Raw genomic sequence first — 13,153 nt, forward strand, 5'->3', positions numbered from 1 at the left:
CCCAGCCGATGCGGCGAGCCGATCCTGGATATGCCCGGCAACCGATTCCGGAGTCGGATAATCGAAGACGAGGGTGCTCGGCAAATCCAGTCCGGTCACTGCGGCAAGCCGGGCTCGGACCTCTACCGCGGTCAACGACTCGACACCGAGCTCCTTGAAGGTGCGGTCGCGTGGGATGGATTCGGCGTCGTCGTACCCGAGAGTTGCTGCCACCGTGGAGCGGACAGTACGCAGCAGAATGGCGCCCTGTTCGGCATTTGCGAGCCCGGCCAACTGCTGTGGAAGCGGAGGCAGATTCGCATCGTGCGCAGGTTCGCCGAGAGGTTCCGAGGATGGACCGGTCCGTGGATTTGCCGCAAGCCAGTATCGACGGTGCTGGAACGCGTAGCTGGGGAGCGGTACGCGATGGGGTTTGCGGTCGCGCAGCAGCGCAGCCCAGTCGACAGTCACACCGGCGACCTCGAGATGAGCTGCCGCACTGAGCAATTCGCTGGTATCACGCTGGTCGCGACGCAGCGATCCGACAACCGTGGCCGACAATGGACGGCGGGCGGTCATGCTGGTCTCATCGATGCTCGGGGTGAGCAGCGGATGCGGGCTGCACTCGACGAATACGCTGTATCCGTCGTCCAGCAATTCTCGGGTCGCTGCTTCGAATTGGACCGTGCAGTGCAGATTTCGGTACCAGTATTCCGCGTCCAGCTGTGCGGTGTCGAGTACCGCACCGGTGACCGTGGAATAGAAGGCTGTGCCTGTGGCCGATGGTTGGATGTGCGCCAATGCGGCCAGCAGTGGCTCGCGCAATGGCTCGACGTGATGGCTGTGGGAGGCATAATCCACTGCGATGCGAGTGGCTCTGGTGCCATCGCGATCGCATTCGGCCACCACGTCGTCCACGGTCCTCGGGTCGCCGGACACGACTACCGACGACGGGCTGTTCGTGGCGGCGACAGCGATTACACCGAGCCCACCCAGCCTGCTTCTCGCCTCGCCCGCGGACAAGGCCACGGCAGCCATGCCGCCGTGACCGGCCAAGTGCTGGTGCACCAGTCGACTACGCACGATGGTGACGAGCGCGGCGTCTTCGAGGGACATTGCTCCGGCTACGTAGGCCGCGGCGACTTCGCCCTGCGAGTGACCGATCACGGCATCGGGTGCCACTCCGACCGATCGCCACCATGCCGCGATCGAGACCATCACCGCGAATAGCACCGGTTGCACGATATCCACTCGTGCCAGCCAGCTTCCGGCCTCGCCCTCCTCGCCCGCCCGGCCGTCCAGCATCGCGGTCAGCGACCAATCGACGTGGGGCGCGATAGCTTGCTCGCATTCTGCGATAGCTTGCGCGAAAACCGGTGCGGCTGTGAGAAGTTCCCGCGCCATGCCAAGCCATTGACCGCCCTGCCCGGGGAACACGAACACTGTCTTGCCCGAGGTCGCGGCTGTGCGTGCCATGACATTCCGCGCAGGTTCACCGTCACAGAAGGCAGTGAGTCCCGCTATCAGCTGGCGGCGCGTGTCACCTGTGACGATGACACGATATGGATGGCGAGCGCGTCGAAACAGTGACCAGCTCACGTCGATGGCGCGAGAGCCGGGCTGCGCCTGCACGTGACTCAGCAGCCGACGGGCTTGATCGGCCAGAGCCGCTGGACTGTGCCCGGATACGAGCCATGCGACAGGCATGCCGTCGCCGTCCGGCACATGAGGATTCACCGCCGGTGGCGCTTGTTCGAGGATGACGTGGGCGTTGGTGCCGCTGAGACCGAAACTCGACACCGCGGCCCGGCGCGGGCGACCGGTGTCCGGCCACGGAATGGGGGCGGTGGCCAGCTCGATCCGTCCGTCATCCCAGCGCACATTGGGGCTCGGCGAATCACCATGCAGGGCGGCAGGCATTATCCCGTGCCGCAAAGCCTGGACCATGGTGATCACGCCGGCCACACCCGCAGCGGCTGCTGTGTGCCCGATATTCGATTTCACCGATCCAAGACGAAGTGGCGGTCGATCGTGTCGACGTCGGCCGTAGGTAGCCAACAGTGCATGGGCTTCGATCGGGTCGCCAACAGTTGTGCCGCTGCCATGGGCCTCGACGATATCGACGTCGTCGGCAGAAAGGCCCGCAACGGCAAGCGCACGGCGGATAACGCGTTCCTGGGCTTCGCCATTGGGTGCCGCGAACCCATTGCCGCCCCCGTCCTGATTGACGGCCGTTCCTCGTACGACCGCCAAGACGTTGTGTCCGAGACGCTCCGCATCGGCGAGTCGCTCGAGAACCAGAACCCCAACACCCTCCCCCCAGCCGGTTCCGTCCGCCGATGCAGAGAACGGCTTGCATCGACCATCCGAGGCCAAGGCGCCCTGTTCGGAGAACTCGAGGAATGCCGCAGGCGTTGCCAAGACAGTCACGCCACCCACCAGCGCCAAACGGCACTCGCCGGACCGGACCGAGCCGACAGCCTGATGTAGCGCGACGAGCGACGACGAACTCGCCGTATCCACCGTCACCGCCGGTCCCTCGAGCGCCAAGAAGTAGGACAACCTGCCGGAAATCATCGAGCCGGAGGCCATGCCGGTCGGATAGTCGTGATACATCGCTCCCGCGAACACCCCGGTGTCCGTGCCTCGCAACGCCTTCGGATCGATCCCGGCGTCCTCCAACGCTTCCCAGGCCGTTTCCAGAAACACCCGTTGCTGGGGATCCATCCGCATGGCTTCACGCGGGCTGATGTGGAAGAAGTCCGCATCGAATCCGCCCGCATCGCGCAGGAACGCGCCCTTGCGCACCGGTGATGCACCAGGGGCCTGCGGGTCTGGATCCATCAGAGCCGCCAGGTCCCAACCACGATCATCGGGAAAAGGCGCCACAACGTCACGGCCTTCGAGAACCAAGCGCCACAAAGCATCCGGCGATTCGATACCACCGCCGAAGCGACAGCCCATGCCGACAATAGCGATCGGATCTGACATTTCCCTCCCCCTTTGGCTCCTCCACTGCGATCGGCCAGCCCCGAGTATTGTAGGTAGAACGCGTTTCAGTCAAGGCGAGCTTTCGAGTCGCAGGTTGGCGGGTCGACGTTGCCCATCTCCACGCGGTGTAAGAGTTATTGCGTTGTCAACCAACGGTATCCAAGGACGCTTCCGAACCAGGCGGCACTTGCCAGGGCCATCCCCCAAGCCTTGCGGCAGTATGAAACCTGTTCTAAGGTCACCGGCATCCGCGCGCCGGACCGCGCAGGCTCACGACGAGCGCGCACCGGCAGGTCGCCCATTACCTATGAGTTAGTGAGGACACCCATGCTTCCACCACAGCTCCAGCAGTCGGCTTTGCGCAATGGTTGGCTACTTCTCACCAGGCCCAACGAACTGTTCCACCGGGGTTATGCGGAACACGGAGAAATATTCCGAATCGAATTCCCTGGTCAGAAAATGGTGGTCCTCGCCGGCACCGATGCGATGACGGCATTCAGAACCATGGAAAAACACGGCGCCGTGATTCCCTTGGCATGGACAGCATTTCACAACGAGTTCGGCACCGATCGACTCATCATCGATTCCGCCGCCGCCACGCATACCGAACTCCGCCGCAGCCTGGCTCCCGGCTATTCCCGGCAGGCCGCATCGATTTCCGGCTTGATCGACCACGTCGATCTGCTCCTCGCACAGTGGGCCCGGCACCGCTCGGTGCGACTGATGCCCGAGATGCAGCGACTATTCGTTCAGCAAGCGAGCGCAACCCTGGTCAACAGCGCTATCACCCCTGATGTCCATGACGCAATGTGCCACACATTCAGATATATACTCCGCGTTTCCAATGGTCAGTGGCCGAAAGCCATGCTGCTGATGCCGTCGTACCGCCGAAGTAGACAAGCCGTTGTCCAGTACATGACCGGCGTCGCGACCGAACTGTTGGCGAACCCGGAAGGACCCGACAGGACTGCACTGAGCACAGCGCTGGCGACGCTGCGCACACAGCGAAGCGACATCATGACCCATAACGAGCTCGTGGCCAACCTGTTCATACCACTGATCGCCGGCATCGATACCGTCGCGGCGACGATGACTATCGCATTGACCGACATCCTGAGCCGGCCGGATCTTCACCAAGAACTCGCAATGGAAGCCAGAGAATACTTCAGCGACGCCGGATATGTGGACCACAACCCTATGACTGGGATGCCGCGGCTGTGGTCAGCGATCCAAGAATCCATGCGTCTCAGCCCCATCGCGTTCGGCATACAACGAACCGCCACCAGAGAGTTCGAATACAACGGCTTCACGATCAGGAAGGGCGAGCGAATCGTCGTCGCCACTGCGGCAACACACTATTCGGACCAGCACTTCCCGAACCCCACCGAGTTCCTGCCCGATCGATTCCTGCACAAGAAGGCCGAAGCCAGCAGCGGATACGCGCCATTCGGCCGCGGTGCTCACGAGTGCCTCGGCAAGAATTTCGCGAAAACTCAAATACTGCTGACGGTCGGACGGATGATCTCCGCCTCCGATCTGCGGCTGACGGGAACATTTCGGCACATCGAGATGCCCACGATTCCGCCCCGCAACCCCAGCAGTCGTATCCGCATCACCGTGCGCACCGACGGCCGCGTATCTCCGGTCTGATTCGCTGACCGAGCACCGGCCACCATACCGGCCGATTCGGCCGACCTCTCAGACCGGTGTGACCGCACCGATGAGCCAACGGGAATCCTCGCGCTCGAGCTCGACCCGTACTCGGCTTCCGGTGGTGGTGCCCTGTGCGTTTTCCTTGCTGGTGGTTACCTGGTTCAGGAACAAGAGGACTACGGCGTGGTCGGAGCTGGCCTCGACGACGCCGCCGGCCTGGGTGGTGGCGCGGACGGTGAGTTGCTTTTCCTTGGCGCCGGGGGCGATGGCCTGGTTGATGAGTTTGAGGTAGTCCTCGCGGAACTCCGGGGAGAGGGCCTCGGCGGCTTTCGGGAGTTCCTTGTCGACGGTGTTGTAGTCGTAGGTGAACATGGTGGCGACCGAGCGACTGGCCACGTCGACAACTTCGGTGCGAGCCTTTTCGGCGCGTTCCTGGTCCCAGTAGCGGTAGCCGAAGTAGGACGTGACGACCAGCGAGATGGCAGCCAGCACACCGGCCAAGGCGCCGACGGTCAGGACGAGCGGGCTGAGCTTCGAGATTTTCATGCCACGAACTCCACATTCGACGCGGACAGGCCGGAATCGGTGCGGGTCACGGTGATCCGGAACCGGTAGAAACGGGTCTGCGGTTCCGCGGAGCCCGCGTTGGTCAGGGTCTGCTTGGCGGCGATCAGCACGATCGCCGAGTCCTCGTCGTCGCGCACAAGCGCGGACTCGATGACTTCGCCGGTGGAGACCACCTTGGCCTGCTTCACGACTTCCATGAAAGGGTCTACGCGGCCGTCGAATTCAGTTTTGAACTTACCCGAGGCGGTGGCCAGGATCCGTTCGATGTCCTCTTTGGCGGAGTCGGCCCGGATGGTTGTCAAGTTGAGCACGGCCTGCCGGGCGGCCTGCAGGTACTCGGTCCGGCGGTCCTCGCGCACGGTGTTGTTGTGCACCATGAAAACCGTGACTCCGGCGCCGACCATCAGGGCCAGTACCAGCACTGCGCTCGCGGCCAGCGCGACGATGCGCCTGGCACCGAGTTTCGGCTGCGCACCCGCCAGGCCATCTGCGGCTTCCGGCACATCGGCGGCGTCTTTCCCCGGCTCCACCGCGGATTCCTTGGTGAGCGCGACCTTCTCGGCCACCGCTGTGTCCTCGGCAACCGGAGCCGCCGCGGTCACCTCGGCATCCGGCTCAGCGGGAGCACGCTCGGAGGTAGCGCGCTGGGAGGTAGCGGGCTCCGGGGTCACCGACTGGGTCTCGGCGACCGGGACAACGGCGGGACTTTTGACCGTGACTTCGCCGGCCCCGGTCTCCTCGACCGGGGGCCCCGCTGGACGGCCCGCACGCCGACGCGTGCGGTGAGTGTCGCCGTTGTTCTGGGTCATCGTTGTTGCTCCTCGAACATTGCCTGCCAGCTCGCCGGTATTGTGCCCGATCCGCCGGGCCCGACATCGCCATTACGGTAGGTTCGACCATCGGAACCGATGTACACCCCGGTGTTCGGGTCGTAGCTCCGAGCCGCCGCGGGTGTCTGTCCACCATAGGACGCGGGTGCGACCTGAGTCACGTCCGGGGTTTGCGGATCCGTAGCCGGCGCCTCGTACGGGGTGACAGGGCCCCAAGCCGGATTGTCACCCTCCGGCACGTAGCCCGTGCGGCAGAGCTCCGGAGTCGGCGCACGCCTGCCGGGGTATTCCATACACGGGGTGTTGCGGATACCGCGCACAGCGATGTCCGAATCCTGCGGCACCTTGCAGTACAGCCCGCGCGGAGTATCCACAGGCGAGGTATCGGCGGGCGATCGGCGCTCGTTCGCCGGCAGGAAGCCCGTCGTGCACGCGGGCGGATCATTCACCACCAGTTGGAAATCCACCATCGCGCCATACTTGGACGGTCCGCGGATAATGGTCTGCAGCGCCGCGATCAAAGGAGGGAATACCACCAGAATCTGCTCCAGCCCTGCGTGATAGGTGACGCCCACCTGCCCGAGACCGACCAAATTGTTGAGCAGCAGCGGCAGCGTCGGCCGCAGCGATTCGAACTGCGCACTCACCGTCTGCAGGGCCGACGGACCATCGCGCAGCAGATTGCGCAGCGCCGGATCATGTTGGCGCAGTTGATCGGTCACTGTCGCGAGGTTCTGAGTCCAGGACCGGATTGCGGCGTCGGATTCGATCTGGGTGTCCAGCAGCGGCCCGATCTGATCGAGCAGTTTCTTGGTCGGTTCCGCGTTGTCGTTCGCCTCCTGGATCAGCAGTGCCGCCGAATCGATGAAGCGTTGCAGATCCGGGCCCGCGCCGTTGAACGCGAGGAATGCCTCGTCGAGCAGCTGACGCAACTGGGTGTTGGTGATCGTGGACAGCAGCTTGTCGGCCTGGTCCAGCAGGTCGCCGACATCCTGGGGCAGCTTGGTGCGTTCCTGCGGGATCACGGCGCCGTCGGACAGGTTGCCGCCCTTGGGATCCTCGGCTGGAATCAGGTCGACGTACTGCTCGCCGATGGCGGACACACTGCGCACCCAGGCGTCGACATCGGCGGGGACCTTCTGATCGCTGTCGATGGACAGTTTTGCCTCGACACCATCCGGGGTGAGCCGGACCTCCTGCACCTTGCCGATATTCGTGCCGCGATAGGCCACGTTCGCGGTCTCGTAGAGCCCACCGGTGGCGGCCAGCCGAACCGTCACTTCGTAGCGGCCGATGCCGAACATGGCGGGCACACGCACGTACATCCCGCCCATAACCACGAGGCCGATCACAGTGAGCACGGCGAAGATGGTCAGCTGGATCCGGACGAAGCGTGTCAGCGTCATCGCGGCCCTCCTTCCGGGGAAGTGTTTTCCAGCGGCACCGTGAGACCGGGGATGGCCGGTAGTCCAGGAATCGGGGGCAGGCCGGGAATCGTCGGCGTCACGGTCGGCGCCAGCGGCGCGGTGGCCGGATTGCTCCCCTCGGCCGCGGTATTCGGCGCGAAGCTACCGATAACGCCTTCGACGCCACCGAACCGGCCACCCAGCGGGGTACCGGTGAGCCAGTTGCTGTCCAACCGCTTTCCGGTCATGTCCACCGTGATCCAGAGGTTCATGTAGTCACCCTTGATCGCATTCCCGATGTTCTTCATCGGGAATGGGAAGGTGGGCAGGATCTTCAGCGCTTCGATGAGGTTGGTGCCGGTACCGGCGAGCGTGTCCAGGATCGGAGACAGGTTGGCCAGGTTGGTCTTCAGGTCCTCGCCGCTGGCCTGGATGATCCGGTCGGTGACATCGCTGAGGTCGCCGAGTGCGCTGACCGCCGCGGTGATGTTCTTGGTGCGGTCGGCCAGTACGGTCAGCGCCGGGTGGATCTGATCGAGGGCCTTGTCGATGACGTCGGTCTGGTCGGCCAGTTGCCCGCCCAGGTAGTCCAGGCCCTCCATGGCTTCGATGATGTCCGCGGTCTGCTGGTTCAGCCCGGTGGTCAGCGTGTTCAGCTGCGGCAGGAGGTCGCGGATATCGTCCTCGCGACCGCTCAGCGCCGTATTCAGTTCGCGGGTAATGGTTTCCAGCTGCGCGAGACCGCCGCCGTTGACCACCACCGACAACGAGGACAGCACCTGCTCGGTGGTCGGGTAGGCCCCCGCGCGCTCGAGCGGAATGACATCGCCGGCCTTCAGCTCACCGACCGGTGCGACATCCGTCGGTGCGGACAGCTCGACGTGATTACTACCGAGCAGACTGGTCTGCCCGACCTTGGCAATCGCATTGGCGGGCAGGCGAACTCCGGGATCGATCGCGACGGTGACCAGCGCGTGCCAGCCCTCGACGTCGATATCGGTGACCGCTCCGACGACCGTGTCCGACACACGCACCGGCGAATTCCGGGTCAGCGTCGTGACATTCGGCATCTGGATCTTCACTTCGTAAGCGCCAGCGGCGATGTCGGCACCGGGCAGCGGCATCGAGTTCAGCCCGTCCCATTCGCAGCCGGAGATCGACAGCGTCACGACGCCGAGCGCGAGCGCGACGAGACGGTGGGCTGATTTGGTGATCACCGTGCGCCTCCTGGAATAGCTAATCCGGCCACGCCTTCGGGCACGGTGACCTGCGCCGAAACCTGGGCTTCCACTTCTGGCGTGCTGTACACCAGCTGGTCCGGGAAGGCATGCACGCCGCTCGCCGGGTTCGTCATGATCGGCACGTAGTTCATGGCGAGGGAAGAGATGAGCGGCGCGACCATTTCCGCGCACAGCTGGGCGCTGCGCTCGGAGTCGTTGGTCTCCAAGGCTTCGATCGATCCGCAGAGGAAGCTGAGCGGGTCGGCCGGGTTGTTCAGTGCGGCCATACCGCCGAGAGTGCCTTGCGCGGGGCTGTAGATCTGGTAGAAGTTCACCAGCGCCGTCGGCCCGGAGTGCAGCACCCGCTCGACCTCGGGCCGCTTGTCCATCAAGATCTGGGTGACGCTGGCCAGCCGCTCCACACCCTCGGAGAGTTCGGTGCCGCTCCCCTCGATGAAGCGCTTCACATCGGCCAGCGCGATATCCAGATTGTCCAGTCCGGCACCGAGATCGGTGGAGGTGTCGGCCAGCACCTGCGAGACCGAGGCCAGGCGCCCGCCGAACTGCACGATCTGCTCGTTGCTCGCCGAGAGCACCTCGACGAATCTTTGCAGATTGCGAATCGTGCCGAACAGATCGGTGCGGCCATCTGAGAGCGTGGTCAGCGTGGCGGACAGTTCGCGCAGCGTATCGCGGAACTTCTGGCCGTTACCGTCGAGATTGTCCGCGGCGGTATTGATGAAGCGACCGAACGACCCCTGCTCGTCGTCCCCTACCGGTCCCAATGTGGTTGCCAGCTTCGACAATTCGGCCTTGATGTCATCCCATTCGACCGGCACCGCGGTGCGCTCGATCGGGATCTCGGCGCCATCGCCGAGCTTCGCGCCGCCGGTGTAGGCCGGCGCCAGCTGAATGAAACGGGCGGTCACCAGCGACGGCGAAATGATCACGGCCTTCGCGTCGGCTGGGATATCGATCCCCCGATCCAGGGTGAGCTCGACCTTCACCCGATCCCGGCCCGGCTCGATCGAATCGATTCGCCCGACCTTGACCCCGAGCACTCGCACGTCGTCACCCGCGTAAAGTCCGTTCGTGGACGGGAAATACGCGGTGATCGTGGTCTTACCGATCCGGGTGACACCGTTGTACACCCCGACCACCACCAGCGCGGCGACCACCACACCGGCTACCACCAGCACCCAGCGCGGCAACTTGCCGACCTTGTTCTGCAACGTCATCGCGGTGGATCCTCTTCTGACGGGCGGATGGTGGTGAGGGGATTCGGGTTGAGGAACATGTTGCGCAGATCCTCCGGCAGGTGCTGCGGCCATACCAGGGCGTCCGAAAGCGTCTGCAGCGCAGCGGAGCTCGCGTTTACCACGTAGGCGTTGAACCACGGGCCACCGCCGACCTGCTCGCCCAGTGCGGCCGCGTATGGTCCGAGATTGTCGAGCGCGTCGTTGATGTTCTGCTTGTTGCGCTCGAGCAGTCTCAGCACCGAGTTCAACCGGTCCAGGGTGTCTTTCATCTGCGGTTCGTTGTCGTTGACCAGCCCGGTCAGCTGCTGCGCGACACCGTTGACGTTCACGATCAGCTGCGCTATGGCCGCACGGCGCCGATCTAGTTCACCGAGCAGGTTGTTGCCGTCGAGCAGCAGTGCGTTGATCTGGTTGCTGCGATCGGCCAGGGTCTCGGTGACGCTCTGGGCCCGGGTCAGCAGTTGCGAGAGCGCCTCGTCGCGGGCATTGATGCTGCGCGACAACGCGGTAACCCCGTCCAGCGCCGCGCGCAGCGGCGCTGGGGTGTCGGCGAAGGTCGCCGAGAGCGCGTCCAAGGTCTCGTCGACCTGCTGCAGGTCCAGGCCCCGCACCGTGGCGCCCAGCTCGCTCAGTGCGTCGTTGAGCGAATACGGGGAAGTGGTGCGGTCCAAAGGAATCGTGTCCGTGGCGCGCAGTGCGCCCTGGCCCTGTGGCAGCAGCTCCAGCGACCTGCGGCCGAGCACGGTGTTGGTCTTGATGGCGGCGGAGGTCTTGTCGCCCAACTCGATCGACTCGTCCAGACTGAACTCGACAAGCACCTTGTCGCCATCCAGCTCGACCTCGTCCACCTGACCCGACCGGACACCGGCGACCTGCACCGGATCACCCGGCAGTAGTCCGCCCGCGTCGGCGAAGTGTGCGGTGAAGCTCGCGCCGCTCCGGATGAACGGCAGCTGCGTGAACTGCAACGCGCTCAGCGAGATACACACCGCCATCACGATGCCGACCACACCGATCGTGATGGCCGGCGACCTGTTGGTATCAGCCATCGGAGGAGCACCTCCCGGTCGACTGCCCACCTGGCAGCGTCATCTCGATCGGCCTTCCGTCCGGCCCGTCGACGAGCAGCCAGGTCCCGCAGATGTACATCTGCAGGAAGGATCCGTAGGAGCCGATCCGGATCAGCTTCTTGTAGGTGTCGGGCAACCGCTCGAGCACCCACTGCAAGGTGTCGCTGCCGTTGTCGAGGTTGGTGGACAGCCGGCCGAGGTTGCCGATGGTCCCCGCCAGATCCGGACGTGCCTGCGCGAGCAGGTCGGTGAGGTCGCCGGTGGCGCCCGCGATGCGCGGCAACGCGTCGCCGATCGGATCCCTGTTCTCGGCCAAACCCGTTACCAGGCGCTGCAATTCGTCGATCGTGGTGCGGAACTGGTCGCCGCGCTGATCGATGGTCTGCAGCACGGTGTTCAGGTTGTTGATCACGTTGCCGATCAGCTCGTCCCGCTCGGCCAGCGTCTTGCCGAACGAACCGCTGCTGTTGAGCAGCGAGACCAGGGTGCCGCCCTGACCCTGGAAGATCTGAAGCAGCGCCGCGGTCAGATCGTTCACCTGGCCCGGGTCGAGGCCGCGCAGCAGCGGCTTGAAGCCGCCGAGCAGCATGTCCAGATCCAGTGCGGGCGAGGTCTTGTCCGTGCCGATGGTGCCGCCCTTGCGCAGCGTGTCCGCGCTACCGGGCCCCTCCAGCAGTTCCATGTAGCGGTCGCCGACCAGGTTCTCGTACTTGATCGTCGCGCGGGTGCTGGTGAGCAGCGGGTAGCGGCGATCGACGTCGAATTCGACGTGCGCGAGATTGTCCTTGCCGACCTTCACCGAGGTGACCGAACCGACCGGCACACCGGCGATGCGGACCTTCGAACCGGGCAGCATGCCCGAGGAACTGGTGAAGACCGCCTTGTATCCGTATTCCCGTGCGAAACGCATCTGGCTGAAGACGATCACCAATCCGGCGAAGACCAGCGTCATCACCAGCGTGAAGATGGTCAGTTTGACCGTTGTCGCGGTGTTTTTCACGGCGTTGGCACCCCCGGCAGACCAGAGAACAGCAGTTGAAAGATCTTGGGCTGGGCGTCGTGGAACCGCGGCGGCGTCGCGTTCGGTGTGAACGGCGCGCCTTCACTGGTATCGGTGACCACGTAGTCGGAGTGGCTGTCCGGCACCCGGTTCGTCACACCTTCACAGCGCGGGCCGCCGGTGGCGTTCACCTTGGGCAGGTCCTCCGGATAGGTGTAGGGCTTGGAGCCCAGCTGGAAGTTGGTGTTCATGCCGACGCCGTCGTACATGCCGCCGAAGATCTCCTCGGCCAGCGGCATCAGCTTGCCGATGCCGTTGATCAGGCATTCGGTGGCCGGGTTGTAGTCGTAGAGCAGCTGCACGGTCGGCGTCATCAGATCCAGCGCCGTGATCAACCGCTGTTCGTTGTCCCGCAGCACCGATCCGGTGGTGTCGGCGAGCCCGATCAGATTGGTCAGCAGCTCGTCCACATTGCCGGATTCCTCGGCGATCGTTCTGCTGGTGGTGGTCGCGTTGTCCACCGTGCGTAGCAGATCTCCCACGGTGTCGCCGTAAATACCGGTGACCTCGGCGGTCTTGTTCAAATCCGTCTGCAGCGTAGGCAGGTACGGGTTGACGGTGTCCCGCAGATACGCGTCGCTGGTGGACAGCAATTCACCCAATTTCTGTCCCCGCCCCTCCAGGGCCGTTCTCAGGGCCGAAATCGTCGCGTTCAGCTTGTCCGGCTCCACTTTCGCCAGCAGATCCGACAGATGCTGGAACAACGTGTTGAACTCGACGGTCACCTTGCTCGCGGCGATGGTCGACCCAGGCTTCAGCGAGGATTTCGAAGGCTCCTCCGGCACAATGAAATTCACGTATTTGGCGCCGAACACTGTGGTGGATCGAATGTCCACGCCCACGTTCTCCGGCACCAGCTTCAACTGATCGGGGTCGATTTCCAGGCGCAGTTGCGCGAAACCATCGCTGTGGTCGACCGAAGCGACCCGGCCGATCTCCACGCCACGGACCTTCACCTTGGCGTCGGTGTCGAGCACCAGGCCACTGCGCGGCGCGGTCACGGTAATGGTCTCGGTCGGGGTGAACCCGCCCACGAACATGATCATCGCGATCGCGACGATCCCGGCCAGCGCGAGCACCATCGCGGCGCCGGCCAATTTCAGCTTCATCGTTCCCAT

The 13,153-nt window shown here is 64.3% G+C and carries 9 protein-coding genes and 1 pseudogene; 1 reads left to right on the forward strand and 9 read right to left on the reverse strand.

Annotated elements, in window-relative coordinates; genetic code table 11:
- Window positions 1–39 precede the first annotated feature (39 nt).
- Window positions 40–2,967, reverse strand: a pseudogene (locus NL1_RS22145) (type I polyketide synthase); the annotation flags it as partial.
- A 330-nt stretch (window positions 2,968–3,297) separates the two neighbouring features.
- Here NL1_RS22145 and NL1_RS22150 point away from each other — a divergent pair.
- Window positions 3,298–4,620 carry a cytochrome P450 gene (locus tag NL1_RS22150; protein ID WP_084510851.1) on the forward strand — a complete coding sequence of 441 codons (1,323 nt, stop codon included), beginning with the start codon at window positions 3,298–3,300 and terminating at the stop codon, window positions 4,618–4,620.
- Window positions 4,621–4,668: 48 nt separating this feature from the next.
- Here the strand turns inward: NL1_RS22150 and NL1_RS22155 are convergent, their stop codons facing one another.
- Genes NL1_RS22155 through NL1_RS22190 form a run of 8 tightly spaced genes read right to left on the reverse strand, consistent with a single transcriptional unit; the run spans window position 4,669 to window position 13,153 of the window.
- Window positions 4,669–5,169 carry a h domain protein gene (locus NL1_RS22155; protein ID WP_067842486.1) on the reverse strand — a complete coding sequence of 167 codons (501 nt, stop codon included), beginning with the start codon at window positions 5,167–5,169 and terminating at the stop codon, window positions 4,669–4,671.
- A complete protein-coding gene (locus NL1_RS36770; RefSeq protein ID WP_084510852.1) occupies window positions 5,166–5,999 on the reverse strand; it encodes an Rv1363c family protein in 834 nt (277 codons plus the stop codon). Before NL1_RS36770 ends, NL1_RS22155 begins: the two co-directional genes overlap by 4 nt.
- Window positions 5,996–7,426 carry an MCE family protein gene (locus tag NL1_RS22165; protein ID WP_067842489.1) on the reverse strand — a complete coding sequence of 477 codons (1,431 nt, stop codon included), beginning with the start codon at window positions 7,424–7,426 and terminating at the stop codon, window positions 5,996–5,998. The genes NL1_RS36770 and NL1_RS22165 overlap by 4 nt, the downstream gene beginning before the upstream one ends.
- Window positions 7,423–8,640, reverse strand: a complete 1,218-nt coding sequence (locus NL1_RS22170; protein WP_067842593.1) for an MCE family protein — start codon at window positions 8,638–8,640, stop codon at window positions 7,423–7,425. Before NL1_RS22170 ends, NL1_RS22165 begins: the two co-directional genes overlap by 4 nt.
- A complete protein-coding gene (locus NL1_RS22175; protein WP_067842492.1) occupies window positions 8,640–9,884 on the reverse strand; it encodes an MCE family protein in 1,245 nt (414 codons plus the stop codon). The genes NL1_RS22170 and NL1_RS22175 overlap by 1 nt, the downstream gene beginning before the upstream one ends.
- Window positions 9,881–10,954 (reverse strand): MCE family protein, encoded by a 1,074-nt coding sequence (locus NL1_RS22180; protein WP_067842495.1) that lies wholly within the window; start codon window positions 10,952–10,954, stop codon window positions 9,881–9,883. Before NL1_RS22180 ends, NL1_RS22175 begins: the two co-directional genes overlap by 4 nt.
- A complete protein-coding gene (locus tag NL1_RS22185; protein WP_084510853.1) occupies window positions 10,947–11,975 on the reverse strand; it encodes an MCE family protein in 1,029 nt (342 codons plus the stop codon). Before NL1_RS22185 ends, NL1_RS22180 begins: the two co-directional genes overlap by 8 nt.
- Entirely contained in the window at window positions 11,972–13,153 is a 1,182-nt protein-coding gene (locus NL1_RS22190) for an MCE family protein (protein ID WP_373862578.1), read from the reverse strand. Before NL1_RS22190 ends, NL1_RS22185 begins: the two co-directional genes overlap by 4 nt.

The organism is Nocardia lijiangensis NBRC 108240 (assembly GCF_001613045.1).
GTDB classification, from domain to species: domain Bacteria; phylum Actinomycetota; class Actinomycetes; order Mycobacteriales; family Mycobacteriaceae; genus Nocardia; species Nocardia lijiangensis.

Excerpts from the sequence above, each read along its gene's own strand:
- NL1_RS22150 (WP_084510851.1), top strand. The coding sequence starts at position 3,298 with ATGCTTCCACCACAGCTCCAGCAGTCGGCTTTGCGCAATGGTTGGCTA.
- NL1_RS22155 (WP_067842486.1), bottom strand. The coding sequence starts at position 5,169 with ATGAAAATCTCGAAGCTCAGCCCGCTCGTCCTGACCGTCGGCGCCTTG.
- NL1_RS36770 (WP_084510852.1), bottom strand. The coding sequence starts at position 5,999 with ATGACCCAGAACAACGGCGACACTCACCGCACGCGTCGGCGTGCGGGC.
- NL1_RS22165 (WP_067842489.1), bottom strand. The coding sequence starts at position 7,426 with ATGACGCTGACACGCTTCGTCCGGATCCAGCTGACCATCTTCGCCGTG.
- NL1_RS22175 (WP_067842492.1), bottom strand. The coding sequence starts at position 9,884 with ATGACGTTGCAGAACAAGGTCGGCAAGTTGCCGCGCTGGGTGCTGGTG.
- NL1_RS22180 (WP_067842495.1), bottom strand. The coding sequence starts at position 10,954 with ATGGCTGATACCAACAGGTCGCCGGCCATCACGATCGGTGTGGTCGGC.
- NL1_RS22190 (WP_373862578.1), bottom strand. The coding sequence starts at position 13,153 with ATGGGAACGATGAAGCTGAAATTGGCCGGCGCCGCGATGGTGCTCGCG.